This is a genomic window from Chitinophaga sp. Ak27, from assembly GCF_012726295.1.
Classification (GTDB): domain Bacteria; phylum Bacteroidota; class Bacteroidia; order Chitinophagales; family Chitinophagaceae; genus Chitinophaga.
In genome coordinates this window covers 367566-390659 of record NZ_JABAOB010000003.1, presented here as the reverse complement: position 1 = coordinate 390659, position 23094 = coordinate 367566, and the positions used below count along the sequence as shown (strand labels likewise).

Here is a 23094-nt window from a genome sequence, read left to right as displayed (position 1 = left end):
TACCTTCCAATTATTTATGTTGCACCAGTAACCAGGTGTACACATTTGCATGAGCATAAGTACGAGTCCAGGCATCATGGCCTCCATCAGGATATTCTGTATATTTCACATTATTGCCCAGCGCTTTCAATGCATTTACCAACACCCTTGTATTACTTACATTTACAGTAGGGTCATCTGCACTATGAAAAGCCCATATAGGCATACCTTTCAGATTGGGCATCCTGTTTACATCCCCACCACCGCTGATAGGAATAATGGCCGCAAATTTTTCCGGACGGGCAGAACTCCAGTCCCAGGTACCGAAACCGCCCATACTCAAACCTGTGAGATACACCCGGGTAGGATCCACGTGGTACTTTGCCAATACTTCCTTGTATAATATATCCAGGTACTGCGGATTCCACCACCCGCTTAAACATTGTGGCGCAATGATCACAAATGGCTTCCCTCCTGCCACTTTTACCAACCCCACATTTCTCAGCACATTCACATTATTCCCCATTTCTCCCACACCATGTAAAAAAAAGACCACCGGCCATTTATAACTTTTCTTCTCATTATAGCCATCGGGGATATAAAGGAGATAATCACTGATGTTCCCTTTAGTATCAATCTTTTGCGCAGTGATGCCTACCGTTTGGCGGCTAAAGGAATCTTCTACAGGTGGAGGGGGGCCTATAGGTGTAGCAGTTTCCGTTTTCTTACAGGAAAGGAGAGCAGATATGCTCAACACGATGATATAGCTTAATACTTTAATTACTCTTTTTTTCATATAACTACTAAAAACTAAAATCCCCCATCGCATTGGCGACGGGGGACAGGTTTTACAATATTTTTCTCCTGCTGGTTAAAATGCAGTTTTCGGGGGGTTGCTGCAAATTAAATAACAAAAACAGGAAATGAAATATTTTTTTATTGTATAGCTATACTATTTTTTTTTCTGCCATCAACTCTACGCTTCTATTTACAAAAGCGGTCAGATCTGCACCGGTCAACAGGTTCTGAGATAATAACGCCAGATCTGCCAGGTTCTTTATCTGCTTCTGTTGCAAGGTATTATCACTTTCTTTCAGGATCTGGGTATATACCGGATGATTGGCATTCACCGTCATGTTGATTTCGTCGGGCATGTTAGCATACCAGTTCATTCCACCGCCGCCCATGGCTGCCATATCTTTCATACGGCGCATAAACTCGGGACGTGTAACAATTACTGGTTGTGCTTCAGCACTCAGTCCCTTCATTTCCACTTTGATATTGGACTGGGTCACCTGGGCGCCAAACAGTTCTTTCAACGTACCTTCCTGCTCCTGCGATAATACGGTAGTAGTGTTTTCTTCCTTATCAATCAGGTTGTCGGCAATATCAGCATCCACACGGGTGAATGATACATTCTCCCATTTCATTTCCATGTTATTGATAAAGGCTGCATCCACTAATGTTTCCATCTTCACTACCTTGAAACCCTTACTGATAGCAGCTTGCACATAGCTATCCTGTTGTACCGGATTGGTAGCATATAAGATGACAAGCTTCTGTTCTTTATTAGTTTGCAACGCTGCGGCGGCAGTGCGATATTCTTCCTGTGTATAAAACTTACCTCCTGCTACATCCTCCAGCAATAGGAATTTATTGGCTTTTTCCAGGAACTTGTCATCGGTCATCATACCGTATTTCACGAACAGACCGATAGAATCCCATTTTTCTTCAAAAGAAGTCCGGTCATTCCGGAATATTTCATCCAGTTTATCGGCTACCTTTTTGGTGATGTGCGCGTTGATTTTCTTTACGTTAGGATCGCCCTGCAGATAGCTGCGGCTCACGTTCAGCGGAATATCCGGGCTATCGATTACGCCATGCAATAACATTAGAAATTCAGGAACAATATCCTTTACTTCGTCGGTAACGTATACCTGGTTGGAGTAGAGGTTGATTTTATCTTTCTGTAGTTCGTAGCTTTTGTTGATTTTCGGGAAATAGAGTATACCGGTGAGATTGAACGGATAGTCCACATTCAGGTGAATCCAGAACAACGGAGGTTCAGCAAACGGATATAATTCCTTATAGAAATTCTGATAGTCTTCTGTTGTTAACTCACTTGGTTTCTTTGTCCATGCCGGGTTGGTGTTATTGATTTGTGTTCCTTCAAAAGTAACGGGAACAGGCAGGAACTTACAGAATTTTTCAAGGATAGCACGTACGCGTCCGTCTTCCAGGAATTCTTCACTTTCCTCATTTATATACATCACGATTTCGGTACCTCTGTCTGTTTTGGATACTTCTTCCAGCTCATATTCCGGGCTGCCATCGCATTCCCAGCGAACGCCTGCAGCATCTTCTTTCCATGATCTGGAATAGATTTCCACTTTGCTGCTTACCATAAAGGAAGAGTAAAAACCCAGCCCAAAATGCCCGATAATGTTAGTACCGTTTTCCTGTCCTTTGTATTTTTTCAGGAACTCCTCTGCTCCCGAAAATGCTACCTGGTTAATATATTTGTCTACTTCTTCCGCAGTCATGCCAATACCATGATCTGCAATCGTAATGGTTTTCTTTTCTTTATCTACTTTCACGTCAATAGCAATGTCTCCCAGATCTCCTTTGAATTCCCCAACACTGGCTAATGTTTTCAGCTTCTGGGTGGCATCCACAGCGTTACTTACCAGCTCGCGGATAAAAATTTCATGATCGGAATACAGGAACTTCTTGATAATCGGGAAAATGTTCTCTGTTTGAACACGTATAGCGCCTTTTTGCATCGGTTATCTGATTTTTTCTTGAACTTTTCAAAGGGTGTGCCAGCCAGGGGTTAGCTGACAAGATGGCAATAAACATATTAATTAAATTGAAATATAATATAGTAAAGCAAGATAATTGCTGGTGGCTATCTGGCAAGGAAATGCGTTCCCGGAAAAATCCGGAGATCCATTATTGTTAGGGTTATTAACAAAAAAATCATATCCAGGATAAACTGAATTCCGTAGATTTATTTACCGAAATCTGAAACCCTTTTTTCACTAAAACCTTTCTATGGAAAAACCTCTACTCTGTCTGCTTATTGGCTTATTTTTCTGTGGCAACGTGCATGCCCAAACGAATCCTGCAGTACAGTCGCTCCCTTACCAGCAAAACTTTGACGCTCTTCCGGCCACTGCCACCGTTTATCCGGATGGATGGCAGGGATGGTCGCTAAGCGGGGCTCCCTCCGGCAGTTTCAATACAGCTGCGCCGGCAGCAGATAAAGCCCTGCTCACCGGCAGCGCATCTTCTACCGGTAATGGTGTATACAACTACAATGGCAAACTGGGATTTCTGAACAGCGGCAGCGTAGATAATGCGCTGGTACTGGCACTCAATACCAGCCGCCAGCAGAATATCCAGCTGGCCTACGATGTGATGACAATCAGGAATCCTTATGACGGGAGCGCCAACACCCGTATTAATGAAGTGGTGCTGCAATATCGTATAGGCAATACCGGTAATTTTACCAGTTTATCTGAAACCGCCTATCAGAATGACACCATCACACAAACCGGGTCGGGTGTTACGACGCCGCAACACAACATCCATCAGTCGGTATTGCTGCCGCCAGACTGCAGTAACCAATCGCTGGTGCAGCTGCGCTGGGTAAACCGGCAAATCAGCGGCGGCGGCTCCAGGCCCAGCTTTGCCGTAGATAACCTGCTAGCCACAGGATCTGGCGCCGATACTACGGCGCCTGTTGCCGGCACGCTGATTCCGGCTAATACGGCTGCCGGCGTATCGCCTGTTACATCTCCCCAGGTTATCTTCAGTGAAAATATACAGGCAGGCACCGGTTATATCCTGCTGAACAACAGTCAAACCGGGCGGACCGATAGCTTCGCCATTAACAATGCAGCCGTTGTTATCACTAACAATTCACTGACTCTCAAAAAAGTATTGCAACCTAACTGTCATTACTATATCATAATAGATAGCGCGGCTGTGAAAGACTTGTCTGGCAATGCCTTTGCTGGTATCCGCGATAGCACGCATTGGGAATTTACCACCGGCAGCCAGGAACTGACCTATCGCTTCGATGATTGTACGCCGAGCGGCAGCAGCCAATTGAGTGGAGGCTTCAGCCAATACAGCGTAAGTGGCGCACAACAATGGAGCTGTACCACCTTTGGACAAAACAATAGCAATGGCGTACAAATAAACGGGTACAGCGGTGGAGCGGTGGAAAATGAAGATTGGTTGATTTCCCCGGCTTTTGACCTGACAGGATTTCATTATCCGCTGTTACAATTCAGCAGTCGGACGGCCTTTGCCGGTCCCTCGCTGACACTGCGTATATCTACCAACTACAGTGGTATTGGCGATCCACGCGAGGCTAACTGGACTACGCTGAACGGGCGTTTCCCGGATAGCGGCAGTGATGTGTGGAAATTGTCGTCCGATATTAACCTGGCTGCCTTTAAACAAGCCAATGTATCCATTGCGTTTGTGTATACCTCCGGTCCGGAAGTACAGGCCGCCCGGTGGACCATTGATGACTTTATACTTCGTGATACCACCGCAGCACCGGCGCCAACGATCAACAGCAGCCCCGGGGCGCTGGATTTCGATTATGTAAAATCAGAGCAGTCATCTTCTCCCCAAAATATTCATTTCTGGGCCAATGATTTTACTGCGAACCTCAACATTACCGCTCCTGCCGGCTTCCAGATATCCCGCGACAGCAGCAACTATGGCAATACAGTAACCTTTACTGCAGGAGAATTGCAGAACGGGCCGAAGGACATATCTGTAAAATTTGTACCTACTGTAACAGGGCAGGCCTATACAGGGAATCTTATCTTCAACGCCGGTAGCTTTGCTGATAGCCATACCCAATTATCCGGTACTTCCTTACGGTCTTTAAAAGTGGTAAACTGGAATATTGAATGGTTTGGCAGCCCGGTACAAAACCCTGCCAATGATAGTTTACAGCAGGCCAATGTAACCAGGGTGTTACAGTCGCTCGATGCTGACATTTTTGCCCTGGCGGAAGTAGTGGATACTGCGCGCTTCCGGGCGGTAGTGAGCCAGTTATCCGGCTACAGCTACGTGCTATCTGATTTTGGTTCCTACGCAGATAGCGTAACCGATGAAGATTATGTAAGTGCGCAAAAGCTGGCATTTGTTTATAAAACAGCAGTGATCCGGAAGGTACGTACCTACGGAGTATTACGGCAAAACGGCAGCAGCAACGCTTATTATAACTGGTCATCAGGCCGTTTCCCCTACCTGATGGAAGCTACTGCCAAACTGGAAAACGATTCCGCCCGTATACAATTTATCCTGTTACATGCCAAGGCTAATACTGGTACCAAACCCGACAAAATCACTTCCTGGCAGCGGCGTAAAAATGGTGCCAAAGAGCTGAAAGACACCCTGGATGCGCAGTATCCGTATAGCAATATTATTATGCTGGGTGATTTTAACGATGATCTGAACAAGACCATTACTACGGAATTGTTACCGGATACTACTTCTTCTTATATCGATTTTCTGAATGACAGCCTTGACTACCGGCCTTTGACACTCCCGTTGAGTTTGTCGGGACAGCGGTCTACCATCAGTTATCCATCGGTAATTGATAACGTGATAGGCTCCAATGAAACCGGGGTGGCTTATATTCCTGGATCGGCCCGTGTACAAACGCAGGTAGAGCGACTGGTAAGCAATTATGGCGCTACTACTACCGACCATTACCCGGTGATGAGCCGTTATAATCTACAGATATTGGCTAATCCGTTGCCTGTCAACGCATTTGATGCGAGGCCGGATGGCGGTAAGGTATTGGTAAGTTGGAAGACGCCTTATGAAATCAATAGCAAATACTTTGTGGTAGAGCGTTCCAGGAATGGCCGGAGCTATGAGGCGGTAGATACCGTGGCGGGACGGGGCAGTATTGCCTGCGCATCGGCTTATATTTCTTATGATGAGCAGCCCTGGCCAGGATTCTCACAGTACCGCCTGAAAACGGTGGGACTGGATAGCAGTGTAAAATACAGCCCGGTTAAGACAGTCTTTATGATAGATAAAGACCTGTGGTTGAAGTTCTTGTGGTGTGTTTTTGGTCATCAGTTGCAATATTGGCTGGATTGGCCAATAAGTGGTGCCGCCAGTGTGTCGTTGATAGATGTGCAGGGACGGGTGCGATATGAAGGCAGAACCGAGCTGATCAAGGGAAAAAACTACAAAACGGTCAATATTGACCAATTGCCGACTGGTGTTTATTTCCTGAGGATACAATCGGGGTTGCAGGTACAGGTAAGTAAGATTTTCATTAGCCGCTGATCTTTTTGAGAAACCATGTAAATGAGTGGCCGCCCCGGGGTTTCCGGGGCGGTTTTTATTTACGCAACAATTTATTTATCAATCACATACACATTCATCATCAAATATTTGGCGTTTCTCATGATAAAGATGTGGAAATAAGGAATAGTTCAGTATCTTTGCGGTCCTAATTTTTTTTAATTAAACCATTTAAAACAGGGAATTATGAACTACGAATTGATGGTGATCTTTACCCCTGTGCTTTCTGAGGACGACTACAAAGCCGCCCAAAAGAAATTCGCTGATATCATTAAAGATAACGGCGGAGAAATTACGCACGAAAATCCCTGGGGATTAAGATCACTGGCGTACCCAATCCGGAAGAAAACTACAGGTATGTATGTTGTTCTGGAATATAATGCGCCATCCGACCTCAATGAGAAGCTGAAAATCCAGCTGAATCGCGATGAAAATGTATTACGTCACATGATTACTGTACTGGATAAGCATGCAGTTGCTTACAACGGCCGTAAAAGACATGGCGTAAATGCTGAATCTAAAACCACTGAAGCTTAAAATTATGGCAGTTAAACCTAAACAAGAAATTAAGTACTTAACAGCCGTAAAAACTGAAAAACGTCAGAAGAAATACTGCCGTTTCAAGAAGTTGGGCATCAGGTACGTAGATTACAAAGACGCGGAGTTTTTGAAGAAATTTTTGAACGATCAAGGCAAAATGTTGCCACGTCGTATTACGGGTAACTCCCTGAAATTTCAGCGTAAAGTAGCCCAGGCTATTAAGAAAGCTCGTCAAATGGCTTTATTGCCTTATGTTACTGACCTTTTAAAGTAAGAAGTTATGCAAATTATCTTAATACAAGACGTAGATAACCTGGGTCAGAAAAATGAACTGGTTAACGTAAAGAATGGTTACGCCAGAAACTTTCTGATTCCCCAGAAATTTGCAGTAGAAGCTAGTCCTTCTAACATGAAGCAACTGCAGGAACGCCTGAAAGTGCAGAAAGTGAAAGAAGAGAAACTGCTGGCTGAAATTGCGAAAGTGGTGGAAGTGCTGAAAGCTTCTCCTGTTAAAATTGGCGCTAAGACCGGTACTTCCGGTAAGATCTTCGGTAGCGTAACTGGTGTTCAGATTGCCCGTGCAATTAAAGAACAGAAAGGTTATGAAATTGACCGTCGCCGCATCCACATCCTGGATGATGTAAAAGAACTGGGTACCTACAAAGCTCGCCTCGATTTCGGTAAAGGCAACGAAACCGAACTGGAATTTGAAGTAGTAGCTGAGTAATATTCCAACTTGTTGGAAAAGAAACTTCCCAAGCTGATAGTCAGCTTGGGATTTTTTTTGTGTTGAAAAGAAATTGTTGGGAATTCATTAACAAAAGACCCATTCACCTGGCTCATACCACCGCAGAAAACTCAAATCTTATTAGTATTTTCATATCCTTATCTGCCTGGTATATGAAAAATGTTATCTACTGCTTATTTATGGTCATTGCTATATCCGCCTGTAGTACCAATAAATACAAAGCAACCACACCGCGGCTCGCTGCGATAAGCATCCAGGGGGATGATATCCCTCAATACTCTTTTCATTATGATGAAGCTGGTAACCTGGCAACGTTAGTACAGCATTACAGTGCGCATGATACCAATGTTCATACTTTCTTCTATGACAGCAGCCATCGCATTACCGGGATGGTCGTTTCAAACCGGCATAACCAAACCGATACGGTACAAGAACAGGCACAGGTAACCGCCTGGGATAAAGACGGAAATGTGGAAGAAATACGCTATTTCGATGCGGAGAAAAAGCCGTTACGCACAGCCGCCATTCATTGGGAAAAGGGCCAGCCGTTAGGATTAAAATATTCCGACAGTACCCAGGCAGTAAGCTGGAACTATAAAAAAGCGAATCCTGTGCGGAAAGACATTTGTATGGATACATTTTCGGGGAAAAAAGAGGAATCCCTGGTAATCTTACGTACTGCCCGGTATGACTGGGATGATTCTATTAATCCATTGCACCCCCTGGTCAATCAATTACTGATGAGTCGAGCGGTAGCCCCGGTGGTTCGCCTTATGCCCTTGTATGACCTTTCGAATACCTTGCTCCACCTGGGCACTCAAAATCCGGCCCTTATCAAAATATCTGAAAAGGAAAAATCACGCTACCAGCAACATTACCAGGAATATGAGCGTTATACCACCATGCAATATACCTGGTCCTGCGATAGTCGCAAGTACCCTTCAGGAGCGTGGGTACATGTACATAGCGAAGGATTTACCAAGCTTGGGTCAGACACTGATGTGATATTGGAATATAATTACGAATAGTATTATTGATGATTTTTCATTAACTTTTAGGAGATGAAAATCATCAATCGATTAAGGGCTATGCCGGTTACCATGGTACTGATTGGTATAAACGTACTGTTTTTCGGCTATACAGCGTTAACAGGTATGGATATATGGCAGGGAAACGGCGGGCAATTGCTGCACCTGGGAGCCAATTACTGGCCACTTACCATATCTTCCCATCAGTACTGGAGATTGCTCAGCAGTATGTTCCTCCACGCAGGGCTTTTTCATCTCTGCACGAACATGATTGGTTTGTTTATTGGTGGATTTTTCCTGGAGCCTGTCATTCGCAGCGGCAAGTATGGATGCGCCTATATTGTTACTGGTATTGTATCTGATTATATGAGCATCTGGTATCATCAAAGCGCAGTGGGAGTAGGCGCCTCGGGAGCAATCTTTGGCATTTTTGGGGTATTTCTGGCCTTATTAACGACTCCTCTCTTCCGGCGGGAAGTACGGAAGGATTTTCTGGCGTATATAGGAATATTCATCGTATTAAACGTAATCGCTGCTGTTGTTTCAGAAGGCGTAGATAATGCAGCACACCTGGCCGGCTTTTTAAGTGGAGCCATGATGGGATATATTTTCTTTTTTACATTAACAGGCGCAGATGGAGAAAGACTATCCCGCTGATTATCTCCAATATGCTAAATACTTACATTTGCACACCTAAATGCAACAAAAGATGATGAATAAGTTATGGTTCCTGCTTTGCGCAGGCATAATACTGGCGCTGGGCTGTAAGACGAAAAACAAAAATAACGCAGCTACCGCCAACGATTCCACACCCCGGGCTATTCATAGCACACCAGACGACACTATTCAACTAGGTGATAAAACATTCTTTGTTTATTTTATCGAGAAAGCAGATTTTGACAAGTTCCCCCTTCCTCCATCAGATTCCAATGAAGCACAAGTACTGGCAAAAGATACGCTTGTAAAAAGAGAAGGTAATAAACTGACCATACAACTGCAAAACGGCAAACAACGGATCCTGGCCGACAATAGCAACGAAGGCGAAGAATATATTGGGTATACCTACGCGGCCAACTATCCATCCATCAAAAGAAAAGGATTTTTTGTCAGCTATTATGAAGGCAGCGCCTTTGCCCTCGTAAATACCCTCGATGGAGACTCAATGATCACCTGGTCTGCCCCCGCCATTTCACCTGATAAAAAGTACATCATGACCGCATGCATGGATCTCGTTGCCGCTTTCGATCCCAACGGATTTCAATTGTTTAGCGTAAATAACAACGAGATAAAACCTGTTGGCGAAGCCAACCTGGAAGATTGGGGCCCGGGTATGGTTCAGTGGATTAACGATAAAACATTATTGTCTGAATACATTACCATTAATGAAGAAGGAAATACGCAAATACGCTATGTAAAACTGGTGATGCAATAAAGACTATTTAGTATATTTAATAGTAATCTCCTGCACCAAACCCACGTACATATGAAAAAACTGTTCACTTCAGGATTATTGCTGTTGCTCATCTGTTCTTTTACAGCCGTAACGCTGGCAATTCCCGTTGACATTGCGTTCCAGAACCCAACCATGAATATAGACGGCACCGCCAGTTCTATTGTCAGTAAGCTGGATAAAACGCTCTTGCTAACGGATGCACAAAAGCCTAAACTGCTCAATATCATCACGAGCTATCTTCGCCAGAAAGTAAATATTCAGCCGCTACGCCTGAGCAATGAAAAAGCATATACCTCCAAAATGAACAGTATGCAAAATGGATTGCACGCTAAACTGAAACCACTGTTTACACTCACCCAATACTCCGAATTCCTGGGGTTAAAACCCAAGTCTTTCGATGACACCAATATCCTGACTCAATTGTATTACTAAGCGAAAAGCTCAAAGCATAAAGCACAAAGCTATTATGCTAGATAATAATCTGCCTGTCACGAGCCACAATGCGCCAGTTGGCAATAGCGGCGTTATCTTCCACTACATATGCTTTCTCATATAATGCCACGGTAGGGCATATGTGCAGCGGTACACCGTATAACACGGTGCCTACAGGGAATTGGCTGGCCGCTTCTACCTTGAGCACCAGATGCTCTTCGCTTTGAGAGATAATTTGTGCAGCGGGTGCATTTAAAAATTGTACACGTGGCTGCGGGCTTTCTGCAGCCACTGATTTATGACCTAAGTCAAGACAAATATGCTGCGCATCAATAACCGATATTACACGGCTAAGTACCAATGCAGCCCATTTAAATGGTTGTTCAGGTAAGTTTTTCCCATATCCCCAATCCCAGAATACAAAAGTACCGGGGCTGCATTCTATATCTTTTCGTTTTACATGTACCGGGTATGTAGGACTACCGCCTGCAATAATTACCGGTCGGGGTAGTCCTTCTTCGGTAATTTGCTTTGCCAGTACATCTACCGGAGCATATGCCGCATCACATTTCTCTTTTCGTATAGCTATATCCTTATCATGAATATGTCCGTCGTATACATGCAATCCTACGGGGGTTACACCTGGCAGGGTATGAAGATGTTGGTATAACGCCAGTGCAGCCTGCCCGGGTTGAATGCCGGTACGGTTCATACCTACATTCAGATCAACATATACCGGCAGGCGCCGCCCCTGTTCAGCAAAGATATCACTGATAGCCAACGCAGCATCTGTGCTATCGGTCACACAGGAAAAAGCAGTCTGCGGATATTTCTGCACCAGCTCTAACAGTCGCACTATTTTAGGACCAACCGGCTGATAAGCCAGCAATACATCTTCCGCCTGCACCATCCCCAGCATCTCTGCTTCTGCTATCGTAGCGCATTTAAAACGTTGTATACCGGCTTCCTGCATCAACTGCACTACTTCTGCGATCTTATTTGTTTTTACATGTGGCCGTAAGCGTTGCACATCATCGACCATTGTTTTCAACAAAGCAATATTATCTGCTACCCTATCCCTGTAAATAACTATTGCTGGAGAATCAATTTGGGCAGCATTTTCAAGCTGATACCATTCCATGAAGAAAAATTTATTTTTACGGCTTTACATTACGTTTATCCGTTAATGTTATACAACCATGCTTAACAGTAAACACCCGATCAATCCCGTTACGGAAACAATTGTTTCCATCACCGACCAGGTTTTAATCGTGTCCTTTACCGACAAGTTAAAATATTCCTTGAACATCCAGAAGCCCGCATCATTAATATGGGAAAACATCAGGCTACCTGCTCCGGTGGCCAATACCATGAGATTAGGATTTACTCCCGAAGCGGCAATCAGGGGGGCTACAATCCCCGCTGCTGTTAAACCCGCCACAGTAGCCGATCCAATACATACGCGTATAATGGCCGCAATGCCCCAGGCCAGCAATAACGGATGCAGATGCATATGTTGTAAGGTATCCGCAATATAAGCGCTTACCTTGCTGTCGTGCAACAACTGCGTCAATGCACCTGAACCTCCGATGATGAGAATAATGACGGCTACATCTCTTACTGCATCATCCATAATACTCATCACTTTCTTTGCGGGCATTCCTCTTCTTAATCCCAGTAAATACATGCCATTCAATACCGCCAGCAACATCACTATCAACGGCTCTCCCAGCCAGTCGGCTACATGGAACAAAGTGCTGTCCTTTGCCACCCATAACTTTGCCAGCGCCGTAGCCGCCAGCAGAAACACCGGCAGCAGGGCGGCAAATAAACTGGTAAACATTCCCGGCAACTGCTCTTCCGGAATGGGCGCAGCAACAAACATCTGTCCAGGAGGGTTGGTGTAATGTTTCAGGAAACGCGAAAATACTGGTCCTGCCAATATAATTGCCGGAATGGCTACGATAATGCCGAATAATAAAGTCATTCCCATATTTGCATGAAACTGCTGTATCAATGCAGTAGGAGACGGATGTGGAGGCAAATAACCATGCGTTACAGATAAAGAGGCCAACATGGGAATGCCCAGGTATACCACGGGTAATTTAGTACGTGCTGCCACGGTGAAAATCAGGGGAACCATCAACACAAATCCGATGTTATAAAACAAGGGAATACCTACAATAAATCCGGTGAGCATGAGTGACCACTGTACATACTTTGGTCCAAATACATTCATCAGGCCTCCGGCAATTTTTTGCCCCGCGCCACTTTCCGCTACCAGCTTACCAAGCATAGCACCAAAAACAATAATCACAATCAGCGAACCCAGCGTTTTACCTATACCTGTTTGAATAGACTGTGTAATGTCTGTTACCTTCATGTGCAGGGCTAGTCCCATCAGGAAAGACACGATCAGGAAAGAAAGGAAAGTATTGAGTTTGCACCAGGTAACCAGTACTACCAGTAAAAGAATAGCGGCGATAACAACTAATAAGGGCATATGTATTGTTGTTTTACATGAACATGGAAAACAACAAGATAATAAAATATTATTCGTATCTCAAGGCAATAATAGGGTCTAATTTGGAGGCTTTATAAGCGGGATAAATACCGGACACCAGTCCTACCGCCGCACAGAGGCTCACCCCTATCAATATCCACAGCCACGGTATGATAAAAGAAGATTTCAGTAATGCCGACACAATATTACCCAGTAACATACCCATGATAACCCCGATAATTCCTCCCATCACACTAATGATAATAGCCTCATACAGGAACTGGGTACGCACTACTTTACTGGTGGCGCCCAGGGCTTTGGTAACGCCTATTTCACGGGTACGCTCCGCCACTGATACCAGCATAATATTCATGAGACCAATAGCTGATCCGAAAAGCGTAATAAAAGCGATAACGATAGCAAAGAGATTCACTTTTCCCAAACTGGAAAATAACATTTCTGCAATGCTATCACTTTTACTCAACTCAAAGTTATCTTCTTCCGTGATCGCCAGTCCCCGAATAATCCGGAACAACCCAATAGCTTCACCCTGAGCGGCATCCATTTGCTTGATATCTTTCACCGATATGCCAATCTGGTAGCTGGCATTAGGGCGGTCAAAAATCCGCCGGGTATTATTTACGGTAGTAATCACTACGTTGTCGGCGCTCATCATTTTACTACTTCCTTTGGACGCCAGCACACCAATAACACGGTAACGGATATCGCCCACCCGGACGGTATTATTTACCACATTCTTCATGTCTTTGCCAAATAGCTTCTGGGCAACATCTTGTCCCAGGATGGCCACATTTCTCCCCGACTGCACGTCCAGCTGGTTGAAATTACGTCCCTGGGCTACTTCATAGTTGGAGATCTGCAGGTAGTTTTCATCTCCTCCTATTACCTGTACGTTAGGGTTGGTTTTCTTATCATCTTTATACACCGTGGCAATACCACTGGCCTGGAAAGATACACTTACGATAGCAGGAAATTTATACCGGTCGCGGAAAGCCACTGCTTCCGGGTAGCGGATCACTTTATTGCTATTGGATTTTTTAACCTTCTTGATATTTTTATTTCCCTTGGATGCTTTATTGCCATCATCCCCCATGTGCAGCTGCATGCCCCGGTTACGAATAGAAAAGCTGTTGGCTCCCATACTTGCAAAGCTGCTGTAGATACTGCTTTTCATACTGTCGATCGCCGTAAGAATACCCACCAGCACCGTAATACCCAATGCAATAATAGACACAGTAAGGCCTGTACGCAGCTTATTGCCAGTTACAGAACGGTACGCCAGGGAAAAAATATCTCTTGCTTGCATAATATCGGGTTACCTATAAAGTTAACGTAATATAGGTATTTAATTCGTTCATTTTGGGATGAGCGGTGTCAGCAGCTGGCCGGCAGTGGCAATAAAAAAGACCGGAGCATCTGCCCCGGTCCTTCCATTATTTGGTAACTGGTGATTACAGCCAGCAAAGTAACAGGTTCGGGAATAATCCCAATACCAGTACCAGGGCTACTGCCAGTATTAATGCAGCTTTAAAGCCTCCGGAGATGTGTTCTACTTCAGGCTCGCCGGTTTTGAAATACATCGCCATAATGACACGGAAATAATAATACACACTAATCGCAGCACAAAGTACTGCCAGTATTACCAGCCACAGTAAATGACCATGCTGAATAGCAGCAGATAATACAAAGTATTTAGCAAAGAAACCTGCTGTTACAGGGATACCTGCCAGAGAAAACAGGAAGACTGCCGTTGCAGCGGCCAACAAGGGCTGTTTACGGGCAAGGCCATTGAATCCTTCGAAAGTATAATCTTTCAATTTCATCAATACCCCAAATATCCCAATGGTAGCAATGCTGTAAGCGGCTGCATACAACACGATGCCCTGCGTACCCATATCATTCATAGCCACTACCGCAAACAGCATAAAGCCTGCCTGTGCGATACTGGAGTAGGCCAGCATACGCTTAACGCTCTGCTGGAATACAGCGCTGAAGTTACCAATTACCAGGGTTACCGCAGTAATGATAGACAAGATCAGGGTCCAATGTCCGCTGATGGCACCACCGGCAAAGCTGCCATGGAACATCCGTAAAAAAGCTACAAAAGCACCCGCCTTTACTATGGTAGACATGAAAGAGGTAAATACGGTAGGTGAACCATCGTATACGTCTGGTGTCCAGAAGTGGAAAGGCGCTGCCGATACTTTAAAGGACAGTGCAAATACGATCAGTATAATACCGCACAATGCCAGGGGATGCACGCTTTCTGTACCCAGGCCTAAACCGGCAATGTCAAAAGTGCCCGCCGCTCCATATATAAGGGTAATACCCATCAGCAAAATACCGGTAGAAAAAGATCCCATCAGGAAGTACTTCAGGGAAGCTTCATTGCTTTTCAGGCTCTTCTTGTCGGCCCCCGCCAGGATATACTGTGGGATAGACATAATTTCAATCGCCAGGAACAACATGAGGAGGTTACTGAAAGTAGCTGCCAGAGAGATACCTGCCAGGATAAAGAACACCAGGGTAAAATAATCTGCCACATGCTCTCCTACTTTTTCAAACTCACTGCCGGATAACAGGAAATATAACAAAGTGGCGCCCAAAGCTACTGCATTGAACAACACGCCAAATTTGGTCACTTCAATCATGCCATACATCACATAACCTCCGTGTTGTACAGACGGATACTGCGCCAGGTTAGCAATAAATGCTATAATGATGGCCGCGATGGCAAAAAATTTAATATGCTGCTTATTGCGTACAAATAAACCAACAAACATCAGTACAACGCCCGATAAAGCAGTAGAAATTAGTGCATTCATATTTTTGCGTTACAAAACCCCGTTACAAATTTTTCCATTTCGTTATTCAGTACCTAAATGACCAAATCTCAAAACAATTTATTTACCACTTCAGATGTGCTGCTTACCAAATCCAGCATTGGCTTTGGATACACACCCAACACAATAATCATGATCACAACCAGGCTCAAAGCCAGGGCTTCACCAGGCTGCAAATCTGTGGTGGTGTCGGTTAAGTCATTGCTTTCACCAAATATTACCTTCTGTATCATACCCAGGGTATAAACAGCAGCGAGGATAATACCTAATCCGGCAAATGCCATAAACCAGTGATTATATTGGAACAATCCGCTGAACATCAGGAACTCACCGATAAAACCATTGGTAAGCGGTAAGCCGATGTTGGCCAGACTGATAATAACGAGGAAAATAGCCATCCGGGGAGCTTTCCGGGCCATACCACCCATCTGATCCATGTTCTTCACTCCCAAGCGTTGCTGTATCACTTCTACGATAATCCACAAACCAATGATATTGATACCGTGGTTAAACATCTGGATCAGCACCCCCTGCAGACTCTGTTCGTTGTTAGCGAAAATAGCAGCACACATCAAACCGATGTGGGCTATAGAAGAATAAGCGATCAGGCGTTTCAGATCGTTCTGCACCATAGCAATACAGGAAGCATAGATAATACCGATCACACACAGTACAATGGCCACATCAGACCACATGGCGGCGCCCTGCGGAATCACCGGCAACAACCAGCGGATAACACCAAACAACCCCATTTTTACCATGACACCGGAAAGGATCATCGTAACAGGTGTGGGCGACTGTTCATAGGTGTCTGGCTGCCAGGTATGAAACGGAAATATGGGCATCTTGATGGCAAATGCCACAAAGAATAACCAGAACAACCATTTCTGATCATCCGGGTTCAGGTTAATACTGCTGAAAGAAGACCAGCTGAAGGAATGATCAGCGGTTTGGAAATACAGGTAGATGATACCTACCATCATCAACAGTGAACCGAGGAAAGTATATACAAAGAACTTAAAAGTAACGGCTATACGTTTTTCACCTCCCCATAAAGAGCAGAGGAAATAAACAGGTATCAGCGCTAATTCCCAGAAAATGTAAAACTGCAGGGCATCAAAAGCGGTGAAAACACCAGTCAGCCCAGCCTGGGACAATAACATCAACCCATAAAAAGCACCCGGCTTTTCATAATCGCGGTTATAAATAGTAATGAAAACCAGCAGAGAAGCTATCGCTGTCAATAAGCAAAGCATCACGCCCATTCCATCTAACCCTACACGAAATTGACTTCCCAGCTGCGGAATCCAGTTGGCAACAAGATTCAGACTGTCTGGAGCAGTACGAAAACGGCACCATGCTCCTATTGCTAACACCACTGTTGCCAGCGATGAAATCATGCCCAGCACTTTTGGCCCGGATCCCTTCAGACCAAATGCGATAAGGCCGGCTATGAAAGGAATCAATATTAATAAAACTGTCAACATAATTTATCTGCGCTTGTAACTTCTGCTATTGGTTTATAATAAGAATCCGATCACAAATAATACAATCATACCGATCACCATCGCAAAGATGTAAAAACCTACCAGGCCATTCTGTACCAGGCGAATCCGCTGGCCGCCCAGCTGTACACCACGCCCGATACCATTTACCAGCTTGTCGATACCCGCCTTTTCTACCGTATCCCGGAAGAAACGACCCAGTTCATACAATGGTTTCACTATGATAGTATCGTACAATTCATCTATATACCATTTGTTTTCCAGCACTTTACCGAAGCCAGTGCTCTCTGCGCCGGTATCTTCATAGCCAGCAAATTTCTGACGGGCCAGCAGGATAAATACGATCACCAATACACTGCTCACCCCCATTAATAACCATTCGGTGTTGTGAGCCAGGTGATGCTCTACTGCAAACGGAGCAGAAGGTGCAAAAACGGGCGACAGGTAATCGGCCAGCAGGTTCTTTGTACCAAATACTTCCGGTAAACCAACATAACCACCAAAGATGGCGAGCACCGCGAGAATCACTAATGGAATAGTAATTGCAGCGGGGCTTTCATGCAGGTGATGTTCCTGGTCATGTGTACCACGGAATTTACCGGCAAAAGTGATGTAGTATAAACGGAACATGTAGAAAGCCGTCATCAGGGCGCCTATCAATCCCAATACATATAATATAGGGTTGTTAGCATAAGCCTGCGCCAGGATTTCATCTTTGGAGAAGAAACCGGAGAACCCCGGAATACCGGCAATAGCCAGGCAACCTACCAGGAAAGTCCAGGTGGTAGTAGGCATGAACTTCTTCAAACCACCCATTTTGCGGATATCCTGCTCACCACCCATGGCGTGAATCACAGAGCCCGAACCAAGGAATAATAAAGCTTTGAAGAACGCATGTGTCATTACGTGAAATACCGCGGCTCCATAAGCGCCTACGCCGAGGGCCAGGAACATATAACCCAGCTGGCTCACGGTAGAATAAGCCAGCACTTTTTTAATATCATTTTGTTTTAACGCAATAGAAGCGGCAAACAGGGCGGTAGCCAAACCAATGATCGCTACAACCGTTTGTACATGTGGCGCCAGTGTATAGATCACGTTGCTGCGTGCAATCATGTAAATACCGGCGGTAACCATGGTAGCCGCATGGATCAGGGCAGAAACCGGGGTAGGACCTGCCATCGCATCCGGCAACCAGGTGTATAAAGGAATCTGGGCAGATTTACCCATCGCTCCAACAAACAACAGCATGGCAATGGCGCTGAGGATAGTGTTGTTCATGCCCAGCGGCGCCGCTTTTGCAAATACTTCCGGGAAAGTAACGGTACCAAACTGCATGATCATGAAGAAAATAGCAATCAGGAACCCGAGGTCACCGATGCGGTTCATCACAAATGCTTTCTTGGCGGCGTTATTATAGCTGGTATTTTTAAACCAGAAACCGATCAGGAGATAAGAGCATAGACCAACCCCTTCCCAGCCTATAAACATCATGACGTAGTTAGCGCCCAGCACCAGTATCAACATAGAGAAAACGAAGAGATTCAGGTAAGCAAAATACCTGGCAAAACTTTCATCGCTTTCATCATGCATGTAAGAAGTAGAGTAGATATGTATCAGTGTACCCACACCGGTGATTACCAGCAAGAACAGGGCGCTCAGCTGATCTACCTGGAAGGCAAAAGGAATATGCAGGGATCCTACGCTGATAAAATCAAACAGGGTAACTACCTGTGCAGAAAAACCAGGAGCTTTTACTTCCAGGAATATTAATAAGCTAATCACAAAGGACGCCAGTATAGCGCCGCTTCCAACAAATCCTACCAGGGACTTGGATAAAAATCTGCGTCCCAATCCATTCACCAGGAAACCTAATAATGGTAAAAATGGTACCAGCCAAACTAGATTAATCATTTATCAATTCTATTTACGACGACGAAAAATTCAATAATTAAGAAGAGCAGAATTATTAATTTTTCAGCCTGTTAAGAATGTTAATATCTACTGAGTGTGTATTTCTGTAAACCATTGTAATGATAGCCAGTCCCACTGCTACTTCTGCAGCCGCCACCACCATTATAAAGAATACAAACAGCTGTGCCGATCCGGCATCTACTCTGCCTGCATCTGCCCACATTTTGGAAAATGATACCATTAGCAGGTTCACTGCATTCAGCATCAGCTCTATGCACATAAAGATGATGATGGCATTTCTGCGCATCAGTACACCCATCACACCTATACAAAACAAGGCGATACTCAGGAATATGTAATATTGAACAGGCATAAAATAAATTACGAATTACCAATTAAGCATACCCGGCAGCTCCGCGTATACTCCTTTTCTAGTCTTTTTTACCAATAACAACGGCACCTACCATGGCACTGAGGAACAGGATACTGCTTACCTCAAATGGCAGCACATATTGTTTGAACAGGATTTGTCCCAGGTTCTTGATCAACCCTACTTCTGTAGGTTGTGCGCTCAACGCAGGCATGCTGGCATCGCGTAAAGCAGCTACCAATACCACCAGTAAAGCCCCCCCACTGATAGCGCCGGCATATTTCAGCCAGTTGCGTTTCTGCGGTTCCAGCTCTGCATTCAGGTTCATGAGCATCAGTACATAAAGGAACAGCACCATGATGGCACCGGCATATACAATGATATGCACAACTGCCAGGAACTGGGCATTCATCATAATATAATGCCCGGCTATAGTAAAGAATGTTACGATCAGGCACAATACGCTCGTCACAGGATTCTTACTTAATACCACGCCCAATGCTGAAATCAGCGCGATGACCGACAGCACCATGAAAATTATTTGTTGGATACTCATTCCCATCTCTGCTATGTTTGACTATTGTATTTTTAGCTAAATGTGCGCTGTGAATAATATTATTTCCCTTCTTTCGGATCAGGGATCAACAGATCGTCTTTTCCGTAAATGAAGCCTTTACGCTGATAGTTTGCAGGAGCAAAGGTTTCAGACAGATAGATAGCGTCCTTAGGGCAAGCCTCTTCACAAAAACCGCAGAATATGCAACGCAACATATTGATCTCATATCTTGCAGCATATTTTTCTTCCCTATACAGGTTTTCTTCTCCGGGCTTTCTTTCTGCGGCTTCCATGGTAATAGCTTCAGCAGGACAAGCTACCGCGCACAATCCGCATGCGGTACATCTTTCACGTCCTTCTTCATCACGGTTTAATATGTGTAATCCACGAAATACCGGGCTGAAGTCACGTTTCTTTTCAGGAAAACTTACAGTTGCCTTCCGCTGAAATATGTGTTTGAGGGTAATCCCCATACCTTTGGCAATAGCAGGGATATATAACTTCTCTGCGAAGGTCATCGGCCGGCGATCTACTGCTTTTGCCCTGTTTGTTAATGCTTGCATAACGAATGCTTTATTTAATCCACACGCGATGTGTGCATTTAATTAGATGAAATTAATGTTGACGCGCCAATACCAACGCTCCTGTAATCAGCATATTTACCAATGCCAGCGGAATCATTACTTTCCAACCCAGGCGCATCAGCTGATCATAACGGAATCTTGGCACCGTCCAGCGCACCCACATAAAAAAGAAGATGAATATCAGCGTTTTGATAAATAATGCCAGGAATCCTAAAATCGTTACCATATTACCATCCAGTCCCAGCTTATCCATACCAGGGAAAGCGTAACCACCGAAGTACATGGTAGCCATCAGGGCTGAGCTGATAAACATGTTGATATATTCTGCGAACAGGAAGAAACCGAGTTTCATGGAAGAATATTCCAGGTGATAACCTCCGTTCAATTCATTTTCTGCTTCAGGTAAATCGAAAGGAGCACGGTTACATTCAGCGAAAGCGCATACCAGGAAGATGAAAAAGCCCAGTGGTTGATATACCACATTCCATAAACCATGGCGTTGTTGTTCTACGATATCCTTTAAGCTCAGGGAACCGGTCATCATCAACAAAGCGATCAAAGCCAGGCCCATAGGCAGCTCGTAGGAAATGATCTGGGAGGCTGCACGTACAGACGCCAGCAGGGAGTATTTATTGTTGGAAGCCCAACCTCCGAGCATGATACCATATACGCCCATACTCACTACACCGAAAATGAAGAGAATACCAATATTAACATCTGCCACCTGCAGGGATATTTCACGGCCGGCAATGGTCAGCGTATCGCCCCATGGAATAACAGCGCTGGTCATACAAGCCACCAGCATAGCGATGGAAGGACCTAGTATGAACAGGAAGCGGTTGGAAGTATTTGGAATAATTTCTTCTTTGAAGAAGAGCTTTCCTCCATCGGCCAATGGCTGCAATAATCCCATTGGGCCCGCACGGTTAGGCCCCAGACGATCCTGGATCCATGCGGCGATCTTCCTTTCTCCCCAGGTAGAATACATGGCTACTACCAGTGAAAGTACCAGCACTCCGGATATCAGGAGCACTTTTTCAATTATAAAAAACCAGTCTATGCTTAATAAGGTCATACTTACACGTAATTACGATTGTTACTTCTTAAAATCATCAGAGTGAGCCGGGCCGTGAATCTTCGAGAGATCAATGTCCGGTCTGTTTACCTGGCTTTCAGAATGGATATTAAACAGCAATTTCGGTTGTCTGCCGTCCAGTACTTCCACCAGCGCATCTTTAGGCTTCACGGTATTCACATAGTGGCCCTGTGAAATAACGCTGTGGCGTTCTATTTTACGTGGGCCTTCGATGATCCAGTCTTTCACATCTTTTTTATCAAAACGGCAGGTATCGCAGATAAATGCTTCTACTTCGCCGTATTTGTCTTTACGGGCAGTTACGCGGAATATTTCATTACCACGCATCCACAGCACAGTTTTACCGCAGCATTTCGGATTTTCACAATCGCGGTGGGCATCTACCGGTTTCAGGAACCATACACGGTTTTTGAAACGGAAGGTTTGATCGGTTAATGCACCTACCGGGCAAACATCGATCACGTTACCGATAAAGTCGTTATCCAATGACTGCGAGATATACGTACTGATTTCAGAAGCATCTCCACGGCCTAATATTCCATGTTCGCGCTTTTCGGTCAGCTGGTCGGCAGTATACACGCAACGGTAGCAAAGTATGCAACGTGTCATGTGTAATTTGATTTTATCGCCCAGGTCTACCTTATCGAAAGTTCTGCGTTTAAATTCATAGCGTGTGCTATCCGCTCCGTGTTCGTAGCTCAGATCCTGTAAGTGGCATTCACCTGCCTGATCACATACCGGGCAGTCCAGCGGGTGATTGAGCAGCAGGAATTCCACTACGCCTTTACGTGCTTCCAATACTTCCGGGGAAGTGATGTTAGACACTTCCATACCATCCATTACGGTGGTACGGCAGCTGGCCACCAGTTTCGGCATGGGACGAGGATCGGCATCGGAGCCTTTGGATACTTTCACCAGGCAGGTGCGGCATTTACCACCACTACCCTGCAATTTGGAATAATAACACATGGCTGGCGGCACTATCTCTCCTCCTATCTGCCTGGCCGCATTCAGTATGGTTGTACCGGGTTCCACCTCTACAGAGATGTTATCGATTTTAACCTTAAATAATTTTTTTTCCTCCGCCATCTTAATATAGTTTTTGCCTGCAAGCTGCTCAGCAGCAAAGAAGCAAAGGTTATGATTTTATAACTTGTTTACTATGGTGTTG

At 44.8% G+C, this 23094-nt stretch carries 21 protein-coding genes; 8 read left to right on the top strand and 13 right to left on the bottom strand.

The window, feature by feature from the left end:
* Positions 1-10 precede the first annotated feature (10 nt).
* Entirely contained in the window at positions 11-775 is a 765-nt protein-coding gene (locus HGH90_RS13090) for a dienelactone hydrolase family protein (RefSeq protein WP_169191285.1), read from the bottom strand.
* A gap of 151 nt (positions 776-926) precedes the next feature.
* The gene (htpG, locus tag HGH90_RS13085; RefSeq protein WP_169191284.1) at positions 927-2762 is read right to left on the bottom strand and encodes a molecular chaperone HtpG; all 1836 of its coding nucleotides are present in this window, start codon (positions 2760-2762) and stop codon (positions 927-929) included.
* Between the two features lie 271 nt (positions 2763-3033).
* On the opposite strand from htpG, the gene HGH90_RS13080 reads away from it, so the two are divergent.
* From HGH90_RS13080 to HGH90_RS13045, 8 genes are all read left to right on the top strand, one after another.
* Positions 3034-6312 (top strand): Ig-like domain-containing protein, encoded by a 3279-nt coding sequence (locus tag HGH90_RS13080; RefSeq protein WP_169191283.1) that lies wholly within the window; start codon positions 3034-3036, stop codon positions 6310-6312.
* A 204-nt stretch (positions 6313-6516) separates the two neighbouring features.
* Positions 6517-6867, top strand: a complete 351-nt coding sequence (gene rpsF, locus HGH90_RS13075) for a 30S ribosomal protein S6 (RefSeq protein WP_211092473.1) — start codon at positions 6517-6519, stop codon at positions 6865-6867.
* Positions 6868-6871: 4 nt separating this feature from the next.
* Positions 6872-7144, top strand: a complete 273-nt coding sequence (rpsR, locus tag HGH90_RS13070) for a 30S ribosomal protein S18 (protein WP_133806446.1) — start codon at positions 6872-6874, stop codon at positions 7142-7144.
* A 6-nt stretch (positions 7145-7150) separates the two neighbouring features.
* Positions 7151-7597, top strand: a complete 447-nt coding sequence (gene rplI, locus HGH90_RS13065) for a 50S ribosomal protein L9 (protein ID WP_106527275.1) — start codon at positions 7151-7153, stop codon at positions 7595-7597.
* Positions 7598-7770: 173 nt separating this feature from the next.
* Positions 7771-8646 (top strand): hypothetical protein, encoded by an 876-nt coding sequence (locus HGH90_RS13060; protein WP_169191282.1) that lies wholly within the window; start codon positions 7771-7773, stop codon positions 8644-8646.
* 33 nt (positions 8647-8679) lie between these two features.
* Complete coding sequence (locus HGH90_RS13055) at positions 8680-9303, top strand: rhomboid family intramembrane serine protease (protein WP_169191281.1); 624 nt, start codon at positions 8680-8682, stop codon at positions 9301-9303.
* A gap of 52 nt (positions 9304-9355) precedes the next feature.
* Entirely contained in the window at positions 9356-10078 is a 723-nt protein-coding gene (locus tag HGH90_RS13050; RefSeq protein ID WP_169191280.1) for a hypothetical protein, read from the top strand.
* A 51-nt stretch (positions 10079-10129) separates the two neighbouring features.
* A complete protein-coding gene (locus tag HGH90_RS13045) occupies positions 10130-10531 on the top strand; it encodes a hypothetical protein (RefSeq protein WP_168761860.1) in 402 nt (133 codons plus the stop codon).
* Positions 10532-10568: 37 nt separating this feature from the next.
* Here HGH90_RS13045 and HGH90_RS13040 read toward each other — a convergent pair whose 3' ends face one another.
* The 11 genes from HGH90_RS13040 to HGH90_RS12990 all read right to left on the bottom strand — a co-directional run bounded on the left by HGH90_RS13040 (position 10569) and on the right by HGH90_RS12990 (position 23012).
* Positions 10569-11672 (bottom strand): D-TA family PLP-dependent enzyme, encoded by a 1104-nt coding sequence (locus HGH90_RS13040; protein WP_169191279.1) that lies wholly within the window; start codon positions 11670-11672, stop codon positions 10569-10571.
* 48 nt (positions 11673-11720) lie between these two features.
* Positions 11721-13034 (bottom strand): gluconate:H+ symporter, encoded by a 1314-nt coding sequence (locus HGH90_RS13035; RefSeq protein WP_168761858.1) that lies wholly within the window; start codon positions 13032-13034, stop codon positions 11721-11723.
* A 49-nt stretch (positions 13035-13083) separates the two neighbouring features.
* Complete coding sequence (locus HGH90_RS13030) at positions 13084-14361, bottom strand: ABC transporter permease (protein WP_168761857.1); 1278 nt, start codon at positions 14359-14361, stop codon at positions 13084-13086.
* Between the two features lie 145 nt (positions 14362-14506).
* Complete coding sequence (locus tag HGH90_RS13025; RefSeq protein WP_169191278.1) at positions 14507-15880, bottom strand: NADH-quinone oxidoreductase subunit N; 1374 nt, start codon at positions 15878-15880, stop codon at positions 14507-14509.
* 68 nt (positions 15881-15948) lie between these two features.
* Positions 15949-17385 (bottom strand): NuoM family protein, encoded by a 1437-nt coding sequence (locus HGH90_RS13020; RefSeq protein WP_169191277.1) that lies wholly within the window; start codon positions 17383-17385, stop codon positions 15949-15951.
* Between the two features lie 33 nt (positions 17386-17418).
* The gene (gene nuoL / locus HGH90_RS13015; RefSeq protein ID WP_169191276.1) at positions 17419-19317 is read right to left on the bottom strand and encodes an NADH-quinone oxidoreductase subunit L; all 1899 of its coding nucleotides are present in this window, start codon (positions 19315-19317) and stop codon (positions 17419-17421) included.
* 55 nt (positions 19318-19372) lie between these two features.
* On the bottom strand, positions 19373-19690 hold the full coding sequence (gene nuoK / locus HGH90_RS13010; RefSeq protein WP_079469422.1) for an NADH-quinone oxidoreductase subunit NuoK: 318 nt from the start codon (positions 19688-19690) through the stop codon (positions 19373-19375).
* Between the two features lie 58 nt (positions 19691-19748).
* A complete protein-coding gene (locus tag HGH90_RS13005) occupies positions 19749-20249 on the bottom strand; it encodes an NADH-quinone oxidoreductase subunit J (RefSeq protein ID WP_247679774.1) in 501 nt (166 codons plus the stop codon).
* A gap of 53 nt (positions 20250-20302) precedes the next feature.
* Complete coding sequence (nuoI, locus tag HGH90_RS13000) at positions 20303-20806, bottom strand: NADH-quinone oxidoreductase subunit NuoI (protein WP_168761853.1); 504 nt, start codon at positions 20804-20806, stop codon at positions 20303-20305.
* Between the two features lie 52 nt (positions 20807-20858).
* A complete protein-coding gene (gene nuoH, locus HGH90_RS12995; RefSeq protein WP_211092834.1) occupies positions 20859-21902 on the bottom strand; it encodes an NADH-quinone oxidoreductase subunit NuoH in 1044 nt (347 codons plus the stop codon).
* Positions 21903-21923: 21 nt separating this feature from the next.
* Positions 21924-23012 (bottom strand): 2Fe-2S iron-sulfur cluster-binding protein, encoded by a 1089-nt coding sequence (locus tag HGH90_RS12990; RefSeq protein ID WP_168761852.1) that lies wholly within the window; start codon positions 23010-23012, stop codon positions 21924-21926.
* Positions 23013-23094: the final 82 nt, after the last annotated feature.